The sequence below is a fragment of the Asticcacaulis sp. P4_H10 genome, assembly GCF_056400965.1.
Map to the genome: position 1 here is coordinate 19,761 of NZ_JBFUKH010000013.1, position 20,184 is coordinate 39,944.

Sequence of the window (20,184 nt, forward strand, 5' to 3'; positions counted from 1 at the left end):
TTACGACCCCTTTGCCAGCGCGGCCTCTCCCCAGGTCGCGGCGACCGGGGTGTCCGTGGCGCCGTCTTCGCGCACCACCAGTTCGACGATCTTGACGCCGGTAATATCTGCCGTCAGTGGCACAGGGGCATCGCCGAAAATCATGGCCTTGCTTTCGCCGAGAAGGCGGCCATCGCCATAGACCAGGAAGCGTACCTTGGTCTTGCGATTGCGCGTCGCGTCATCGACGCCGACCCTGGCGGAAAAGCGTGTGTAGCGGTTATCGGCACGCACCTCCATGCGCGATCCGGACAGGATCCCCACGCCGGTGCGGAAAGCTTTGTGGGCGACAGACAGTTCAGTGCTGTACGGGCTGGCGTCGGGCTGCGCGCCGCCCCAGCCGGAGTAGACCGGCCACTCACCAGAGCCGCGCGTACTGCCCCAGCTGCTGGCGCGATGCAGCTCCGGGTCCGGCTCGGCCTGACGGATGCCGTCTTCAGCGACGTTGATGCTGCCGGGCATCTCCGACAGATAAACACCGTCTGGCAATATCCGCGTGCCGCCGGCGATGAAGACACGTGTTTCGTGCGGCGCGACCTTGAAGACCTGTTCTTTGGTAAATGAGGAATCGGCCTTGCTCCACAGGTCACGTAAGGCAATTTGTCTCTTCGGATCGAACTTCAGGTGTTCGGCGGTCAGCGCGATATCGAACGGCGCACCGCCACGATTGAACAGGGCCACAGCCTTACGACCGTCGCTCAAAGGCTTGACGATAATGGTGACGTCGTCCGAGCGATAGGCCAAGGTGCCCTGGTTGCCGAGTGTGTCCTGGTTGACGGCGACCACGTCGGCATTCCCCCAGATGTCGAGCAGGGATTTCGGCGCCTTGCGCAGATCATAACCAATCAACAGCGGCGCATTGATCATGGCCCACAGCGTAAAGTGGCTACGCGCTTCGGTGATGTGGTTCTCGTCAAAATCTCCGGCGCCAATATACAGCATGTCCGGATCGTTCCAGGCACCGGGATGGGCATACATCGCGCGGGTCGAGGCCGTGTCGAACGAATGCAGCATCCGCGACCATTTTGGATAGATGTCGTCGCTGGTGCGCCAGACCGTGCCGACGTCCTTCGCCCAGGCGCGCGAATCGCCGTGCCCCCAGGCACAGATCGACAGGACATAGTCCTTGTCCGGGTTATAGCGATCGAGCGCATCGGCCACATCCTGATACAGTCCGCGGATCTGGGCGACATCGTCACGCGACGGCTGGCTGCGGAACATGATCGGCTCGAACGGGCGATAGCCAGGCGTTTTCACGTGGCTGCGGTCCGACGCGTAGTCGGCGATCCCGCAGGCATCGACCTTTATGTAGTCGAAACCCCAGTTCTTGAAATAGAGCCGGATGTCCTGATCGACGTGGCCGTATAGGCCAACCTCGCGTTCCGCGACCGTGCCGACCGGCAGGTTCGGGGAGGTGAGGGCGTAGGCCTGTGAACAGGCATTGCGGCCGATATCGCTGTAGATACCGGCTTTCAGGCCCATACCATGTAAGCGATCAACCATCGGCTTGAAGTTGGTATTGTCGGAGCCCGCAACAACGGCGCTCGGAAAGATGCTGGCGCGGACCTGAAGCACATTGTCCGTTGTCCGGCGCTTCTGCCACCAGCCGTCATCAATATTGACATAGACATAGCCGAGCTTCGCAAGACCGGTATCGACCAGGGCCTGCGCTGCGCCCATGACCTTGGCTTCATCGACCTCGATCCCGAAGGCATTGTAGGAGTTCCAACCCATAGGCGGTGTGTGGGCGTTGCCATGCATGGGCGCCGTCCACTTGCCAGTCGGCCGCAATGCATCAACAGGTGTTTCCGCAGCGGCTGCGTGTGCAAGGAGCAAACTCAGGCTGATAACAGCCAGGCTGGCGCATTTCGAAAGGGCCTTACGTGTCGATGGGGAGTTAGGCATGGCTTCCTCTTTGGCATTTTTTATTACATTGTTCTTGTCAGACAATAGCAAGCCGTGCCAATCGGAAGCAAGTCGATTGTTAGCGTTACCAATTCGTGCGATCGATATAAAAAAAGGTGGGAGACATGTCATGGTAAAACGGACGGCTTTGGGGCTGACGGCGGGTCTTCTCGGCCTGGCGAATGCGGCGGTCGCAGGACCTCAGCTCGACGCGCTGTATGGCGATCACGCGATACTCCAGCGCGGCCGGCCGGTAGCGATCACGGGGACGACCGCGCCGAACGAGACCGTAACTGTCAGACTTGGCACCCAAAGTGCCACAGCCACGAGCAACAGTAACGGGCGCTTCCTGGCGAAATTCGCGCCGGTCGAAACCCCCGGGTCCATAGCCCTGTCTGTGGAAAGCCAGTCCGGTCAGGCAACGGCGAACGACGTCACGGTCGGCGACGTGTTCCTGTGCTCCGGGCAGTCGAATATGGAAATGCCGGTCAAGGGTGCTCAAGACGCCTTTGGCCAGGCCTTTTCGGCGACGGATCCCGACGTGCGCCTGATGACCATCGATAAAGCCGTGGCCTATACGCCCAAGGATGTGTTTGCGAAGCCGGTCACCTGGCTGGTCGCCAATCCCCAGACTGTGTCCGATTTTTCCGCCAGCTGCTATTACATGATCAAAACGCTCCGCAAGAGCGCAGGCGTGCCGATCGGCGCCATCAGCAGCAGTTGGGGCGGTACGCAGATCAGTCCGTGGATGGGGGACGGAGCGCTATCCGCCGTCGGTTCAGGGGATCGCTCCGACCTGTTGAAATTATACGGGAAAGACCGTGCGGCCGCAGAAAGAGCATCCAATGCGATCTGGGAAGCCTGGTGGCGCAGCAATACGGGCGACAAGGTCGGGGGTGAGCCATGGCAGCCTGTGGTGAAACGCGCCTGGAAACCGGTGCCGGCGATCAGCGTTTGGCAAAAATGGGGAGATCCCGAACTCGCCAGCCATGTCGGTATGGTCTGGTTCCGGCGCGAAATCGAAATCAGCGCAAGCGATGCGAAAGAGGGGGCCGTCCTCAATCTTGGCGGCCTGGATGATTTCGGTATGGCCTGGATAAACGGGATGACGTTGGGCACGGCTGGCGATCCCGGCCCGATGAAGGCCTTCGCCGTGCCGAAGGGGACCCTGAAAGCCGGCAAGAACATCATTATCGTCAATATCAACAATACCTATGCCGACGGCGGCATGCGCGGGCCGGCCAGTGCACTAAAGCTGGACTTTACGGGCGGCAAGTCCGAAGCCCTTGCAGATGGCTGGCTCTATGCAAAGGCGGCAACCACGCCGAAAAATCCGCCCCACACCCCGTGGGAAGATATGGGCGGCGCCGGGACAGCCTATAACGCCATGATCGCACCATTCGGACCGTTCGGGCTTAAGGGCGTAGCCTGGTACCAGGGCGAGTCCGATACGGACTTTCCGGGTTATGAAGGCCGTCTGAGAGCGATGGCGACGGATTGGCGCCGGCAGTTTACGCAGTCCGACTTGCCGTTTGTCATTATCCAGCTGTCGGCCTATGGCACGCCCGCTGTTAATCCCGGCGAAAGCGGCTGGGCCAATGTGCGCGATGCGCAGCGCCGCATGACCGAAGCAGACGCACATGCCGGGCTTGTGTCAACGATTGATTTCGGCGATCCGGTTGATATTCATCCCGGTGAAAAGCACGAGGTCGGCCGGCGCATGGCAAGGGCAATGCGGGCCCTCGCATATGGTGCGAAAACGCCTGTGACCGGTCCCAGGATTGCCACTGCGACCCTTTCCGGAAGCGACGTCATTCTTGCGTTTAAGGACGTCACGGGCAGCCTGCATACGCGTAGCAGTGCAACGGCCATAGGATTCGAGATGTGCGGTCCAGAGCCGGCGACTTGCCGGTACGCCGAAGGCAGTATCGATGGAGCCACCGTCCGTTTGACAGGTGACGGTAGGGTGGTGTCACGGGTCAGGTACGCCTGGGCGGATTTCCCGGTCGTCAATCTTTTTGACGAAGCCCAACTGCCCGTGAGCACGTTCGAGGTTCCTTTAACACGATAGCGGTGGCGCCTATCTGGCGAACGGCTTTTTAGGAAGCCAATTACATTCTGGACAGGCCAGTGTGGGCCCGGATGCGAAAAGGGAGGTTGGCCCCTTCGCAACCGTTCCTCTGTGCGTGCGTGCGCTATATATAGTCAGACCAAATATCTGAACTGGCAAGGCCAAAAGCTTACCACTTATTTTTGTCCGCAAAATGATAACGCTAACAAAAACAATGACTTACCGACATGGTTAATGTAAAAACTACAATAATTGCAAAGGCTTGGACTCAATCAGGTCCCATAAAAGCTATTTTCGAATATTTCTTGTTGAAAAATTGCAACACCTTTATGAGTTTGGTCAGGCCACATTGACGGCTATTGGCCTTTCTAATAAGCAGACTAATACGATCCACCAGCCGGGATATCGTAAGTATAAAAACGAGTGAGGTCAGACCAGGCCTCAAATGGGGAGACCATAAATGTCCAAATCGAATCACAAGGCTTATTGCGTCAAAGCCGCGCTGATGGGGGCCACCATTCTGACTGGCCTGCCGTTTGCGGCCGCGCACGCTCAGGACACCGGTAGCGCGCCAGCGGCCGACACCGACGTCGTCGTTGTCACCGGCTACCGCGCGTCGCTCAGGAACGCGACGACCGCCAAGAAGACAGCGACGAATTTTACCGAAACCATCTTTTCCGAAGATCTGGGCAAGTTCCCGGATGTGAACATGGCTGAGTCCATGCAGCGTGTGCCGGGCATGATCGTCCAGCGCGACGCCCTGACCGGCGAAGGCACGCAGATTTCGGTCCGCGCCTTGCCGCCCAGCTTCACGCAGGTAACGATGAACGGCAACCGAGTCATGGTGGCGTCGGACTTCGGCTTCACCGGGTCTTCCCCGAATCGCAACGTCGACCTCGACATGTTCCCGACTGGCCTTTTCAACCGCGTCGACGTTGCCAAGACGCCATCGGCTGAAACGCTGGAAGGCGGCATCGCCGGTACCGTCAACGTCCAGAACGCCCGCCCCTTTGATCGCAAAGGCACGCACGTTGTCCTGGCCGCCCAGGGCAACTATAACAGCAACGTCAAGGAATGGGCGCCGCGCCTCACGGCAGTCGCATCCAAGACCTGGGACAAGTTCGGCATCCTGGCCGGCTATACCCAGACAAACCGCAAGATCTACACTGCCGGCTTTGAAACTGTTGGCTGGGGCGATCCGAACCTGAGTAACTTTTGCACCAGCTGTGACCCGGGTCTTCTGAACCCTAGTCCCGGCGTCATCGTGAACCCGGCTGGCTCAAACCAGTTCCGCTTCGGCAACACAATCTATAGCTACACCGGCAACGGCCTGACACCCGGCACCCTTGACATGGCAGGCCTGCTGGCGCTCAATCCCGGCCTGACACAGGATCAAATCAAGGGCGCTATCATGCCGCGCCTGGGCCGCAACTCGCTGCTTGATGGCGAAACGACCAACAAAGTCGGCCTGGTCGCGCTGGAATACCGGCCCAACTCCGACCTGCGCTTTACCCTGGACATCCTGGCTGGCGATGCCGAACGTGAAGCGCTCAGGACCAACATGATGTGGGCGGTGCGCGGCACCGGTCCCGGCGATGACTATAATGGCGGCATGATCCCGATCGGCATGAAGGTCGATTCCAACAATGTCGTCACGTCAGGCACCTTCGCCAATTCCAGCTTCTTCCTGGAAAACAACTTCTATCTGGACAATACATCCTACACGAGCGCCAATTTCGGCTTCGTCTGGTCGCCTGCTGATTCGTGGACCATCGATGGCCAACTGGGCGCTATGTCGTCGGACTATGAACGCCGCGTCCTGTTCCTCAAATACCGCTCGCCCTTCCAGGTTCAGACGAACGCCACCTACACCAACGATTCCAGCAACGACATCCCAACCATCAAGTCGAACATCGACCTGAACAGTCCGACGGCCGGCTGGCGTGTGTTCACGGGCGGCCAGATGATCCTGCAGCGTGACATGCGACATGTCGATACCTCGGCGGCACGCCTGAATTTTACCAAAACTCACGGCGACTGGACGTTCAAGGGCGGTTGGGCGATCGACAAATTCCTGCGTGAAATGGATATCCGTGACAATTCTGCGGCCCTCCAGACCGCATACGCCGCAGCTATTCCGGACGCAAACCTAAGCCAGTATCTAGTGCCTATGACGCAGTCTGTTTATGACGGTAGCGGCGTCACTGGCGCAGGCTTCGACAAGTGGATCACGCCGAACTTCGACAAGATTGCCACGGCTATCAACTTCCAGGCGTTGGTCACCGCGCCCGGCAATGTGACGACCGGCAATACCACCAACGGTGCCGGGTCGACCAATATCGAGGAAGAGATCAGCTCGGCCTACGCCATGGCGGCCTATAACGGCACGATCTTCTCGTTGCCGGTTCGCGCCAACTACGGTTATCGCTTCCAGACGACGGAACAGACCATCACCTCGCCGTCGATCATCAACAGTCAGGTCGTCTACATCACGACCGAGCGCAAATACAAGGACGTCCTGCCGGCCTTTAACGTGGCTGTGAGTGCGACCGACAAGCTGAACCTGCGACTTGCGGCCTCGAAGACGATGACCCGCGCCAACCCGTCGGACATGACCTCGCAGCTTGCCTTCAGCGACCCGTCGGCCCAGAGCGCCAGCCAGGGCAATCCTGGCCTGAAGCCATTCTATTCCAATAACTTTGACTTCGGCGGCGAATACTATACCGGCAAGACCGGTTATGTCGGCCTGACCTGGTTTAACAAGGAGATCAAGAACTTCACGGCCCGTGCCAATGCGGTCGTGCCGTTCGGGACGCTCGGGATCGGCTATGGCAACCTGAACGCGACCCAACAGACGTCGATGGCGGTCAATCTCGGCACGACATCGGCGGCACTGCTGGCCAATCCGTCGCTGGCTGACGCTGCGCCCATCAACGTGTCGCGCCCACAGAACTCTGACTTGATACTGAACCTCAAGGGCAAGGAGTTTATGTGGGTCCAGCCGCTCGACAACTTTGTCGACGGCCTGGGCTACACCTTCAACTACACCTCGTTCGACTACGACCAGGTGACCCTGGCGTTTGGTGTGCCGGACTATACCTATAACTTCACCGGCTACTACGAACGCGACGCCTATTCCTTCCGCCTCAGCTACGCCAAGGTCGGCAAGACGACCACTGGCTTGCGTCCGCAAGCGAACAGCATGCCTTATGACCAATACGGCGACGAGCGTCACCAACTCGATCTCTCGGCGTCGTACAAGTTCAAGGCGTTCGGTTTCGACCAGAGCGTAACGCTCGACGCCACCAACCTCGATAACCAGGGCTTCAAGAGCTATATCGGCTTCGAGAACGTCCCCTTCGGTTATCAGCGCCCCGGAACGACCATCCTGCTCGGATGGCGTGCTCAGTACTAAGCTTATTTCCTCTGTCTCTTCACAACTGGGCTCCCGGTCTTCTGGCCGGGAGTTCTTTTTTTATTGAGATTCGACGGATAAGCTCGCTGGCACGATTAAACTGTAAAAATGTCAGTTGCGCTTTGTATGGAGGCGTCATACTGGCCCACCTGTTCAAACCCGGCCGAATTAGGAAGTTTTAGTGGAAGCAGTCTCGCAACCCGATCGGTTGTATCGCCGTGTGGCCGATCAGATGTGCGCCTGGATTAATCAGGGCCTGTATAAGCCGGGCGTGAGACTTCCGCCGGAACGCGAGCTGGCCGAGGCTATGGGTGTCAGCCGGCCCACCATACGCGAAGCTATGATTGCACTGGAAATCATGGGTGTGGTCGAAATTCGCGACCGCTCTGGTATTTATGTCCTTAATCGGCCCGTATCCTCAACTGCCGTATCAGCAGGGCAGGGGCAGCATGACGACCTGAGCGTAGGTGCGTTTGAACTTCTGGAAGCGCGGATATTCGTTGAAGCGGCTGCCGCCGGGCTTGCCGCCGAGACGGCGACTGCAGAAGACATCTCCTACCTGCGCGCGCGAGTCGATGAAATGTCGTCGTCGGACCCGGAAATCTGGGAGGACGCCGACCGTCGTTTTCATATGCGCATCGCGGCCATGTCCAACAACAGCGCCCTGGCGGCGGCGGTAGAGCTACTATGGGACTTCCGCAAAAAGTCACCGCTGGCCGCGCAGATAATGACACGCGCGAAAGGCGGGGGTCTGGAAGCGCGGGTTGAGGAACACCGTCGAATTCTTGACGCTTTGGCGGCCCACGATGCCGTTGCCGCACGTGGCGCCATGCGTGATCATCTGGAGCAGGTGCGTGAATATCTGCTCGATGCTACAGAGACCGCTGAGATAAATGCCCTGCGTGACAGGCTGCAAAACAAGAGACAAGCCGTCCTTCGGCGTACCCGCCGCCTGGCCATTTAGGCAGGCCGCGTCAACCGTCCGCCGGATCGCGCCGCGCACTCCACCATGTGCTTGTCAGTCTGCTCGTAACGGAGTTATGGTGCGGAAATTGGCTGCGCCCAGCTCAGAAAAATCAAACAGGGCGTAACAGTGAAGCAGGGGGCCCGGGCTTCGTTAGCCGCACCGCCTGTGACCGTGGGAGGTTTGGACATCTATGGCTAGATTGCTTTCCTTATGCGCTGCTATCTTCTTGTCTGGCTGCGTGCTAGCCGGACCTCGCGTCCCCCTGCCTATGGCAAACGACGGAGACATTGCCGACGCGGAGGCGGCGCCGCTCGCCGAAATGGCGGCCGAAGCGCATTGGAATGATCCGTTCCCGCCGTTCAAGGTAATTGGGAACGTCTACTACGTCGGTACAACCGGTGTAAGTTCCTGGCTCATTACCACGCCACGCGGTCATTTCCTCCTGGATGGCGCTCTTCCGCAAACGCCACCGCAAATCATCGCTAATATCAAGGCGCTTGGCTTTGATATCCATGACGTGAAATATCTTCTCAACAGCCACGCCCATTTCGATCACGCCGGCGGCCTGGCAGCCCTGCAAAGGGCGAGCGGCGCAACCATGGTCGCAAGCGCGGCGGATCGCGGCATACTTGAAACAGGCCGTATTGCTTTTGGGCCCACCTCGAACATTTCCGTGCCGCCGGTGCGTGTCGATCGCGTCGTTGGCCAGGGTGACAGGCTAAGCCTTGGTGGCGTAACCCTGACGGCGCACATCACGCCCGGCCATAGCCCGGGTTGCACAAGCTGGAGCATGGATGTCCGCGGCGATGACGATATGCTTCATCATGCCTTTTTCCATTGCAGCACCACGACGGGCGGGCAGAAACTCGTCCCGGAATCCTACCCCGGTATGGTCGCCGACTATCACGCCACCTTTGCCTATATGCGCACGGTCAAGGCCGACATCTTCCTTGCGAACCACGCCAATTTTTTCAATCTCGCGGACAAACGCGGCCGGCAGATCGCGGGTGATGCCAATGCTTTTGTAGATGCCGGAGGGCTTCAGGCATTCAACGCGCAAAGCGAGCGCGAATTCAATGCCCAGCTGGCAAAGGAGCAGGCTGCAGCGCCGCAATAGCTATTAACGGGCTTTGGAAAAGCGCGTTCTCAGTTCGGTCATTCGCTGGGCCAGATCCCCTGACGTGTAGACTTTACCTTTGACGATCACGGCCGAAATCCGGCGAACGTTTTCTATCGCCCGAGTCGGATCGGCGTCGAGCAGGACAAGATCGGCGCGTTTTCCCGCTTGGACCGTACCGCAGTCCTGCAGGCGTCCGAGCCATTCGCAAGGCGTCCGCGTCGCGCTCACCAGGGCCTGGTAAGGCGTGAGCCCCGCTGCATTGAGCGCCTCGAGCTCATCGATAAGACCAAAGCCGGGCGCCACGCCGGGGACGAGCGAATCCGACCCTGCGAGTACCGGCACGCCCGCGTCCGAAAACGCCTTAACCAGTTCCCGGTTAAATGCGACGACCGCCTTGAGCATCTCGATCCGTCCGGGTCCTATCTGGGCGACATACGGATTATGGTCGACCACGATCTTGCGATAGATCGGATTGAGATAATCGAGGTCGCTGCGCCGCTTCAGGCTGTCCGGATCGTCCGTCAGGGCCAGTATCTGGTCATCCACAGTCAGGGTCGACACCAAGGCGGTGTGGCTGGTCTTGACCATTGCAATATAGGCCGGAATTTTCGACCTGTCGGGCGACGCGGTCTGGAAGGCGAACTCCTCAGCGTGCGCCACTGCGTCGAAACCCGGCACCAGGAAGCTTGCCGTCGTGCCCTGGTTCCTTCCCGGTATATGGCCGATCACCTTCATGCGGTGCTTGCCCGCTTCGTCGATGATGGCCAGGAAGGTTGGCAGGTCCAGCAGGCTGTAGACCTTGATCAGATCATACCCGCCTTTGGCGGCTTCGCGCACCGCCTGACGACCGGCATCCGGATTCGCAATGCCGTGACTCATGCCTTCAGGCCACATGGGCTTTGGCCCGTCCAGCATGTAGGCCGTGACGATCTGTGGCCCTATGACTTTTCCAGCCTCGATATCGGCCTTCTGCGCCAGAGTTTCGGGCATGGCCGACAGATCAAAGACCTGGGTTACACCGTGGGCGACATAGGGCAGGAAGACGTCGGCCGCCTGCACCGCGCCGACGGGCCGTTCCGGCAGCCCCATGTAGAGCTGCATATTATGGTCATTTTCAATGTGCACGTGGGCATCGGTCAGGCCCGGAATGAGCCACTTGCCTGTGCCGTCGATGCAGGGTTCCGCGCAGTCGCCTTTTTCAGTTGCAGTGACAGAGACAATCCGGCCGTCAGCGATATTAATCGTGGCGTGCGCCACCGCCCTGCCTTCGCCCGTCATCGGTAGAACCGTCACGTTCCTGATCGTCAGCCTGTTGGCTTTACTCTCGCCCGCCTGAAGCGATCCGGCGGAGACCAGAATGACGGTCGCCATGACGGAGACACAGGCCCTTAGCGTGTGATTTCTGTTTAACATCCTGTCGTCCCTGCCTTCTGCGAATTATTCGATGACGGAAGTGTACACCGTACGCAAGAACGTGTACAGTGTACACATGACACGTGACAAAATATTCATGGCCGCCAGTAAACTCCTGTCGCAGGAAGGAATTGCCGGGCTTTCCATCCGCAAGATCGCCAAGGAGGCCGGACTGTCTCCAATGGGGCTATACCGCCATTTCGCGGACAAGGACGCGCTGATCAACGCACTGATGGCGCATGGATTCGTAGCGTGGGAAACCCGCGTTGCCGCGATCGGCAGCACTGATCCTGTCCGGTGGCTTGAGGACTTCATGGAAGCCTTTCTCGACTTCAGCGCGAAAGAGCCCCATCTGTTCGACGCCGCCTTCTTCCTGCCAGCCAGCCAGGCACGTCAGTTCCCGGATGACTTCGCCGCCCGACGCTCGCCATCCATATCACTGGCCATGGCACGGATCGATGAGGCCAAGGCCCTGGGCCGCCTGGGCGGCGGGGCGGCGCTGAACATTGCGCTGACCCTGTGGGCGCTGGGGCAGGGGTTGGTCTCGCTTTACCGCGCCGGGCGCTTTTCCGATGAAGCGCATTTCAAGGACCTGTATCGACAGACCTGTCATGACTACCTGGCGTCCCTTGAGATTGGGAGGCACCCTCTGCATCCAACAATTTCGCAGTAACCAACGGTCCCTTTGCTCCGGTAACCACAGAGCGTCATCGACCGCGACACTCAGGCGCGGGACAGCGCGGCAGTGTCTTCAGCACACGGCTATGGCGGTCAAAGTGTGCTGCGGTCCTTTGCTGAATATAGCAATCTCAAGCGCCGTCTTTCCGTCGAGGGTCAACTATCCGGTCTTCCTTTGCGGTCGGATTCGCCAGCGGCCCTGCGACTCGCATTGCGCTTGCCGGCGCTCCCAACAGGTCGCTTTGAATGCCTTTGACCGGGGCTGTCCTGGGCAAGGCCCGAGCACCCGACAGCGTCAGGCGCAGGGTGGCAGGATCGAACGCGACCTGCATTCCGGACTCAACGGAGGTCCGGTCCCAGCCGTAGGCGGCACGCCAGGCAGCCAGGTCGAGATAGGCTTTCGTATCGCCTTCGTAATAGCCCAGGAACCTCGCTGGCATGCCGACAAAGGCATTACCCTCGGACGTATTTTTTCTGTCGAGAAAGATCATGGCTGAGGTCCCGCATTGGACAAAGATGTTGTTGACGATGGTATTGTCGCGCGCCTCGCCGGCGCCCCTGCGATCCGGGCGCAGGATGGCGAAGATCCCGGAATTGTCGCAAGCCCCGATCAGATTGTGCGCGACTATCAGCTTGTCGGTGGCGTTGATGAACAGGCCCGATCCGGCGCAGCCCCTCTGGCCGGGCGTGCCTGGCTCGGCATTGCGCACGTCCCAGATGATATTGTTATCGATCTGGTTCGCTTCCCGGTTCATCTCGAAGTGCACGGCGGCGCTGACGGTCTGGACATCAGCGAAGATATTGCCGGTGACGCGGCAATTGGCGTCTTCGCTGTCCCACCAGGCGGCATTGCCGTGTCGTATGTGACGGACGACGTTGCGGCGGAACATCATGTTGCGGGCGCGGTGAAACTTGACGCCGGCCGCCTCCCAGCCGCGCTCGGCGTCGGCCCAACCGCACCATTCGACCAGGTTGTCCTCGATCAACACGTCGGTCGTACCCATGCCGCCGATGCCGCCAACGCCGCAATAGCGGATGGTGTTGCCGCGGATGACGTGCGAGACACCGGACTTGAGCGCGCCCGCGCTATTGCCGTCGAAGCCGATGGCGAGGCCCAGACCATTTGCCCATTCCAGCGTGTTGCCTTCCAGGATCCAGTGGTCGCCGCCGGCCAGCGAGACCATGCCGTGCTGCGGAAACGGATAGGCATTGCCGGCGTGCTGAAAGGTCAGCCCCTTGAGCCGGATAAAGCCCAGTCCGCTGCGCGCCGGAACGAAGGCGTGCTGGCGGGTCGTCACCTCGATCATATGGTCGGCGGGAGTTCCCGATGCCAGGCGGATCTGAATCGCCGTGCCGGATGGGTCAACCCAGACCCGGCCATCGGGCACGCCGCCGACCTCCTGCATGATCGCGCCACCGCGCCGCCGCGCAGGCAGCCCATTCTGCGGCGCAGCCGGCTTGGTGAAATCCGGAACGGGCTGCAGCGCCGGCATCGCCAGTTCGCGAAGCTGCTCGACCGGTTCCAACGGCTTTCCGTCGGCAAACACCAGGCCGCGGCGGCGCAGATAAGGCCCCATATCGACATTGGCCGTGTTCAGCCACGCCCATGAGCCCATGATACTCGGCAAGGCAAACGGATTATAGGCGTCGGGAAACAGCGCGCCGTCGAGATCGTGACGCCAGGTGGTCACGCCACCTTCGGCAAGGGCAGGACCGCTGGGTGGGCGGAAGGCCATGGTGACGGTTTCCTGGCGCCAGCCGTCCGTCAGGACCTCCGAGCCCTTGATAAGCACCCTGGCGCCCGGTGCAGCCTCGTAGCTGATCATCTTCGAAGGACCATCGCCGCCGCGCACAGGCCGGACGCATTCGCGGTAAGTGCCGGCGGCAATAACGACACGCTCGCCTGGCTGAAGCACCCGGGCCGCCTGGTTGATCGTGCGGAAGGGGCGCGCCTGATCACCTGGCCCGCCGTCGTCGGCGGCGGCCGAGGTATTGTCGACATAATAGGTCTTTGAAAAGGTGAGCGGCTGCTCCCAGCGCGCGAAGTCGGTGCCGTCCGGCAGCCGTGTATCCGATGCAGCCTTCGCCCCACCCCAGGCGCTGCTGCTCATCGCTGCCATTCCGCCCATAACAGCTGCATAACCCAACAGACTCCGGCGATTAATCCGGCTGTTATTCTGCATCATATGACTTCACCTATCCGGAGCATCCGGGCCTCTTGGGCCCTACACAATACGTTGGGCCAATGCTTAAAAAGGCTGCCCCGCACGAATGCGAGGCAGCCCAGGTTTCAGGAAGGCTGCAAAGCGAGCAGCGAGGCTTGGGAGACTTGCGACCTTGTAAGTCGCATTAACCACTCGCCAGGCAGCCTTCCCGGTTGATCAGAACTCCCGATCTCTTGTTTTGTCGCATTCCCTGGCGAAGTGGTGACCCGTTCGCCGGGAAATGCTCCAGACTTCTGCTTTAGAACTTACCTCTCACGCCGAGCGTAATGTAGCGTCCCATATCGTCATGGAAGCCCGCCGTTGGATAGGTGAGGCCTGGGACACCAGCGCCTGGCATGAGTGGTGCGCGTGTATCGCCAAGATTGGTGACGTTGATATAGGCCTCGCTCTTGCCTGACATGAATTCGAACGACTTGCTGATCGTTAGATCGACGACATTCATCGAAGGCAGGTAAGGGATGACATAGTTCTGATTATTGCTGACGACTGATGGGTCACTGGTCGCCTTTCTTGCCTTACCAATATATTGATCCTGCACTGCCACTGTCCAGTCACCGTTGACATAGGACAAGAAGGTCGTCTGCCTGAATTCAGGCTGGAATGCCCATTGCTCGGCGGTTCCAGGAATATTGATCGTCGTATTGGTCGGTTGGACGCTTATCAAGGTTCGCGCAGTAAAGCGACCTGGCAACCAGGACATGGCATCTTGCAGGCTGAATGAATAGTTTGCCTCGATATCATAACCACTGATCGTCGAGCTCGCCGCATTGAGAGGTGAACTGAAGATTTTCGTCGGGAAGTTCGCCGCAGTCTTGTAATTCGGATCCGATGGATTGGTGATCGGGCGAACAGCCAAGGAACAGAAGTTTGACGAGTAGGTCGGCGCGCTGGCGAGACACAGGTTTTGGATCGCCGCATTATTGTAGCTGATATTCGTAATGGCGTCTTTCATGTCCGTTTTGTAGTAATCAAACGACACGTTAAAGTTACGAATAAAGCTTGGCGTAAAGACGACACCAAGAGTTGTCGTGCGTGCAATTTCAGGTGTCAGGCTTGCATTACCCGAGACTTGAAACTGTGTATTTTGATTCAGACCCGTCAGGAAATCCGAGAAAGTCGAAGCCGAAATACCAGCCGGTTGGTAAAGGTCGTTCAGGTTGGGCGCCCGAATGTCAACCGACTGTGTGCCACGAACGTGGAACATCGAATTCAGATGCCAATCAAGACCCAACTTCCAGGATTGAACGGCATCGAAGGTTGAATACTTGGTATAACGACCAGCTGCTGCCAGGGTCAGATCATCGACAAGGGGCAGGTCCTTCAACAAAGGAACGGCGAACTCAAGAGCGGCTTCGTAAACGTCGTTCTTCGCATCAACCGGGTTGTTGACGTTTTGAATCCACAGTGCCGGTGCTGCACCCGCGCCTGCCGAGTTCCCGGTAGCCAGGCACAAACGAAGACCGGTACAATTGACGAAATCCGTCGCCAGCGCATTGGTGGTCATCTTGTAGGTTGCGGTACGGGCATCGACCGAAATGTTGCCCCGGATGTTACCCGCCGGAAGACCAAAACCCAGGTCGCCGCCGATGGAGGCCCCGAAGTTTTGCATGGTCTGTTTCAGGGTCCAGTGCGTTTCCTGAACAAGATAATCATATGATGCCGCCGATGGGCCGTTCGGATCGACGATATTGGTCGGCACGCAACCCGGATAGAGGCCGGCAAAGGCGGTCTGGGTCGAGACCCAGCACACGATTGTGCCGCTGACATTTACGCCGTTTACCATCGTGCCCGACGGCGCGATAACCGCATCAAGCGAAGCCAGGAACCTGTCGTTGCGTTGGTTGTTTGGGTTCGAGACCGTCAGCTCGCTGGAGCTGTTGCTATAGAAGACATCCCAGTCAAAATTACCGAGCGTTCCTCTGAGACCGGTTTCAAAGTTCAGGCTTTTCTGATTCGACAGGGTCTTGTAGACGCGGCCTTGCGGACCGGCATCCATACCGTCGATCTTGTTCCAGATATAGGAGGGAACAGAAAGGTAGGGTGTCGAAGGCGGCGCTGGCGTGGTCGCACCAGGCATGAGCGTGCCATCGTAGCTATACCTGTCCTGGGCCGTCAGCGGAGGGTTTGGCAGGCAGCGATAGCCGGTTGCCGCAGGCGTGCCGCAGGTTATGCCGGCACCCAGGGCCGCTTGAGATGCGGGTGACAGATACGGATTGTTGGCAAAGATCGTGCTTGGACGTCCTGAGCCGGACGAGCTCACAACCGTATTGACCCAATCCGACGAGACGTCGGCTTCAGCCAGGCTGAGCTGAGCATAACCATGCACATTATCAGAAAAATCATAGTCAAAGCGGCTAAAGGATTCCTTCATCTCAAGACCTGAGCGGAAGGTGCCGAATTTGACGTAACCGCCGTTGCCGCCGCTATCAATGGTGCCGCTTCCCGTAGGTGTACCGCGCGTCAGCGGGCCAAAATTGCCGGGCGAAGTGACAGTGTAGCCATTGAGCGAACAGGCTGAGCCGCAGTTTACAACGCCGGTCATCGGCTGGTTGTTAACGCGAGCAAAGGGGGTATTGGTAAATGGATTCGAGACCGATCCGTTACCCGTCAGAAACCAAACCTGTCCATCCTTGCCGTAAGGACGATCCGTAACGAGGATCTTGTCTTGGTGGCGGTAGCGCAAGGAGGTTTCAAAATGCCCACGCCCGTCAAAAAGCTCTGTACCCCAGGCTGCTGCGATAGAGCTTTGACGCCCATCACCGTAGCCGGAAATACCGGTATCGACCTTGTATTTGAAGCCGTTAAAGTTCTCGTCGATAACGAAGTTGACCACACCCGAGACGGCGTCCGAACCATAGACGGCCGAGGCGCCGCCGGTGACGATGTCAACACGCTTCATCAGGATTTGCGGCAGGACGTCGACATTGACCGTGCCGTCCTGATTGTTCGGCGCGACGCGGTGACCGTTGAACAGCACAAGCGTGCGGGAAGGGCCGAAATTGCGCAAGGCGAGGACGTTGCCGCCGTTATTGTTGGCGCCATTGCCCTGGTTACGCGGGGTGCGGCCACCGATAAGCTGCGGCAGCTTGTTCAGCGCATCGGGGATGTCGCTGGGTGTTGTCTGACTTAATTGTTCCGTGGTGATCGCGGTGATCGGTGTCGGTGACTTCTCGTTCGTTCTGATAACGCGCGAACCTGTCACCACGACGACGTCTGTGTCATTCGCTTCTGCCGAAGCAGCGCCCGTCGCTTCTTGCGAGAAAGCAACCAATGGGCATCCAAGCCCGAAAATAATGGCAGCACCCGACGCGCCGCAAAGCATAGCCTTTAAAACTTTCACGATGTTTCCCCTGCATTTAATGCGTGGTTTGTTTTGGGGATTTAGCATATCTCGAATATATACTTATTCAATATTTCATAAATAAGCACATCGCCCATCAAAATTAGCAAAATCCCATTTGCCTGTAGTCTTGTTACTTCCCGACTTATGTCCGCCACTTCCAAAAGGTACTGAAATCACCAAGCGGGAGCGATCGAACCCATGCTTCATACGATAATCGGCCTGAGAAATTCGCACATAAAGTCTGACCGTATATATGGTGCATAACCCCGATATTCGTCAACTCGAAATCTTTTTTCACGGATGGAATCTTGCAATTTTGTTGACAACTGTGACATTTTGTTGTTATATTATTGAATATAAAGAGAAAATTATCACATGCGCCGCGGCGCTTATGACAAGGCTGTCAAATGCATTCTCCCAGCATCCGGAATTTTGGGAACCAAAGGTCTGTCTTTATGATATTAATGGTCTGCTTTTTTAAGGATGAAAGTAGGGCGATGTGGGCGAATCCAATTTGGTTCCGCGATCAGGTGTCGCGACGGCGTATTCTGTAATTATTGTTTTGAATACATGTTGCGCTGCGGGAGAGCTGATCGACCAGCTGTGCCGTGGTCGCTAGAGCAAGTCTGATTTTCCGCCAAGCCATCCAAGGACCGACCATGACGCAGACAGCGACAGATAAGCCGGACAAGCGACGCCAGGCGGTTATCTGGGACAAGCGGCCAGGCAGGGGGGAGCCAGGGGCACGCAATTCATCGCCTCTGCACATGCTGCTGGCGCAGAAGCTCGCTCATGAAATCATTTCAGGGCAGCGCCTGCCGGGAGAGGTTCTGCCGACCGAACTCGACATGTCGATCTCCCTGGCGATCTCGCGGACGGCAGTGCGCGAGGCCATACGAATCCTTTCGGCAAAGGGCCTTGTCGAGCCGCGGCCAAAGCGCGGAACCTGCGTAACCGAAAAGACCGGCTGGAACTTGCTCGATCCGGACGTCATCGGCTGGATGTTCGCCGACACGCCTGACGACCGCCTGGTTCGCAACCTGTTTGAACTCCGCCTCATCATCGAGCCGGCGGCCGCCAGCCTGGCGGCGCTCAGGCGCACGGTTACACACCTTGCCGCCATGTCGCGCGCACTGGATGTCATGGACCAGGCTACGCTTTTTACCGAAGCCGGACGCCAGGCCGACAAGGACTTTCACGCAGCACTGCTGGCGGCCGCGGACAACGATCAGCTGGCGTCGCTGAACGCGTCGATCGGCGCGTCCGTAGCCTTATCAACGCACTACAAGATCGAGCAGGATGTCCTCGGTCCCAACCCGGTCCTGGCGCACCGCGTGGTCTATGAAGCCATTGAACGCGGCGATGCCGCTGAAGCACGCTGGTGCATGGAATCGCTTATACGCCAGGCCATGAAGGATATCGTCAAACGACCGCAGTACGGCGTGATGGGCACCTAGAGCGATATGGCGAAAAGTGTAAGCGGTTTTCGCCATATCGCGACAAGGCAAAAACTTAGATCGGTGCCATTTTAACGCTCCGGATACTCCCTGTTCAAATCAGGAAACGTGACCGAATCGCCGAATTCTGGTCTAGTTTATCGCCAAGGTTATTATAGAGAGGCCAGGCGTCCGCGCACGAGTGCGTCGAGAGAAGACCTGGCCAACCCTCTTCTGGGCCATATCGGAGAGCTGACAAAGTGAGTTTGATCTCCACGGATGACGACTTCGCCGCCATCAAACAACTGATCGAGACCGCGCGACAGAGGGCGTATGCAGCGGTCAATACGACGCTCATCGAGCTTTATTGGCAGGTTGGCGAGACCCTCAGTCGCAAGCTGGCTGCTGCTGAATGGGGCGAAGGCACGATCGTCAAATTGGCGCAACATATTGCGCAAACCTATCCAGGACTGCGCGGCTTCACCCGACCGAACCTGTACCGTATGCGGCAATTTTATGAGACCTACCGCGACGATGAAAATGTCTCAGCACTGCTGAGACAATTGCCGTGGACGCACCACCTGGCGATCATGGGGCAGACACAGAGACGCGAAGAGCGGGAATTTTATATCAGGCAAGCCGCTAATGGAGCAGCCGGGAGCTGGAACGTCAGTTAAAATCGGCGCTGTTCGAGCGAACGGTCCTGCATCCGCCAAAAGTCTCACCAGCGGTGAGACAATTGTTTCCCGACGCCCTCAATGCCTTTAAGGGGTTCTCGGCCCATTCATGCAAAAAGTCCCGCTAAGCAAGTCATTGAATCAATTGGGAAAATTTGGATAGCTGTGGGATAAGCGACTGAATTTGCTCAGAAATCAGGTTTGTGTCGGCGTTGCTGATATCCCTGACGCACGCCGGGAGATCGCCTGACGGATCCCTTGCGCCAGGTCGAGCGCTTCCCCGAACCTATCATCCGGTTGTGTGAGGTGGGTAAGGCTTCGAGTTCCGTCGGTCCCATGCTAGTCAAGGCCGGTGCGGGCGAAGAATTGCAGGGCCTGGCCAGGATCGACAAGACCTCAAAGGTCCTCGGCCGGCCCTGATTGTCGCACTTGGCGCTTTGATTGGCGGGATGATGGCAGGTGTCTAGAAAATTTACCTGAGTAGCGTCTGACGTTTAGACCTACGAGAAATGTAGCACGTGGTTACGCGTTGCTTCCGTAGGGCAGGGTTATGCGTTTAGCCCTTAAGGCAAATGCCCACGAAAATGGAACCCGTTAAAAGCAGTCTCAGCTACGGCGTAACCACAATCTGAGTTCTGTTTCCGGCATTATCATAAGTATAGCTGACGGTGCTTCCATTTGGATATTGCACCAGAACTAACCGCCCTTGCTCATCATAGGTATAGCTTGTCGTCCCTGCAAAAGCGGACGGCGCGCACGCCAAGAGGGAGGCGAAAATTACTCCTGCTCGAAGAATGCGTTTCATGGAATTGCCCTCTGTGACGCGACAACGATGCCACAACTTTTAAGATTTACAAGTGGGAGTCCGTCGATTTTCATTACCTAAGCGGGTGCA

Annotated in this window: 12 protein-coding genes; 7 read left to right on the forward strand and 5 right to left on the reverse strand. The window is 58.1% G+C overall.

Annotated elements, in window-relative coordinates:
• Positions 1 to 1,944, reverse strand: coding sequence for an NPCBM/NEW2 domain-containing protein (locus AC1DON_RS21065; protein ID WP_476936795.1), 1,944 nt, complete (start codon positions 1,942 to 1,944; stop codon positions 1 to 3).
• On the opposite strand from AC1DON_RS21065, the gene AC1DON_RS21070 reads away from it, so the two are divergent.
• The 4 genes from AC1DON_RS21070 (at position 1,943) to bla (ending at position 9,514) form a co-directional block, all read left to right on the forward strand.
• Positions 1,943 to 4,015 (forward strand): sialate O-acetylesterase, encoded by a 2,073-nt coding sequence (locus AC1DON_RS21070; protein ID WP_476936796.1) that lies wholly within the window; start codon positions 1,943 to 1,945, stop codon positions 4,013 to 4,015. The two genes, AC1DON_RS21065 and AC1DON_RS21070, sit on opposite strands and share 2 nt — an antisense overlap.
• A 460-nt stretch (positions 4,016 to 4,475) precedes the next feature.
• The gene (locus AC1DON_RS21075; RefSeq protein WP_476936797.1) at positions 4,476 to 7,430 is read left to right on the forward strand and encodes a TonB-dependent receptor; all 2,955 of its coding nucleotides are present in this window, start codon (positions 4,476 to 4,478) and stop codon (positions 7,428 to 7,430) included.
• A 181-nt stretch (positions 7,431 to 7,611) separates the two neighbouring features.
• A complete protein-coding gene (locus AC1DON_RS21080) occupies positions 7,612 to 8,394 on the forward strand; it encodes a FadR/GntR family transcriptional regulator (protein ID WP_476936798.1) in 783 nt (260 codons plus the stop codon).
• Positions 8,395 to 8,665: 271 nt separating this feature from the next.
• Positions 8,666 to 9,514: a subclass B3 metallo-beta-lactamase gene (gene bla, locus AC1DON_RS21085; RefSeq protein WP_476936799.1), complete on the forward strand. Its 849-nt coding sequence runs from the start codon at positions 8,666 to 8,668 to the stop codon at positions 9,512 to 9,514.
• A gap of 3 nt (positions 9,515 to 9,517) precedes the next feature.
• Here bla and AC1DON_RS21090 read toward each other — a convergent pair whose 3' ends face one another.
• Positions 9,518 to 10,930: an amidohydrolase family protein gene (locus tag AC1DON_RS21090; protein WP_476936800.1), complete on the reverse strand. Its 1,413-nt coding sequence runs from the start codon at positions 10,928 to 10,930 to the stop codon at positions 9,518 to 9,520.
• A gap of 76 nt (positions 10,931 to 11,006) precedes the next feature.
• On the opposite strand from AC1DON_RS21090, the gene AC1DON_RS21095 reads away from it, so the two are divergent.
• Positions 11,007 to 11,603 carry a TetR/AcrR family transcriptional regulator gene (locus AC1DON_RS21095; protein WP_476936801.1) on the forward strand — a complete coding sequence of 199 codons (597 nt, stop codon included), beginning with the start codon at positions 11,007 to 11,009 and terminating at the stop codon, positions 11,601 to 11,603.
• 136 nt (positions 11,604 to 11,739) lie between these two features.
• Here the strand turns inward: AC1DON_RS21095 and AC1DON_RS21100 are convergent, their stop codons facing one another.
• Both AC1DON_RS21100 and AC1DON_RS21105 read right to left on the reverse strand, forming a co-directional pair.
• Positions 11,740 to 13,719, reverse strand: coding sequence for a right-handed parallel beta-helix repeat-containing protein (locus tag AC1DON_RS21100; protein ID WP_476936802.1), 1,980 nt, complete (start codon positions 13,717 to 13,719; stop codon positions 11,740 to 11,742).
• Between the two features lie 352 nt (positions 13,720 to 14,071).
• A complete protein-coding gene (locus tag AC1DON_RS21105) occupies positions 14,072 to 17,173 on the reverse strand; it encodes a TonB-dependent receptor domain-containing protein (RefSeq protein ID WP_476936803.1) in 3,102 nt (1,033 codons plus the stop codon).
• Between the two features lie 662 nt (positions 17,174 to 17,835).
• Between AC1DON_RS21105 and AC1DON_RS21110 the strand changes: the two genes are divergently transcribed.
• Both AC1DON_RS21110 and AC1DON_RS21115 read left to right on the forward strand, forming a co-directional pair.
• The gene (locus AC1DON_RS21110; RefSeq protein WP_476936804.1) at positions 17,836 to 18,633 is read left to right on the forward strand and encodes a FadR/GntR family transcriptional regulator; all 798 of its coding nucleotides are present in this window, start codon (positions 17,836 to 17,838) and stop codon (positions 18,631 to 18,633) included.
• A 239-nt stretch (positions 18,634 to 18,872) separates the two neighbouring features.
• A complete protein-coding gene (locus AC1DON_RS21115; protein WP_476936805.1) occupies positions 18,873 to 19,289 on the forward strand; it encodes a DUF1016 N-terminal domain-containing protein in 417 nt (138 codons plus the stop codon).
• 610 nt (positions 19,290 to 19,899) lie between these two features.
• On the opposite strand, the gene AC1DON_RS21120 is transcribed toward AC1DON_RS21115, so the two are convergent.
• Entirely contained in the window at positions 19,900 to 20,094 is a 195-nt protein-coding gene (locus tag AC1DON_RS21120) for an RHS repeat domain-containing protein (protein ID WP_476936806.1), read from the reverse strand.
• Positions 20,095 to 20,184: the final 90 nt, after the last annotated feature.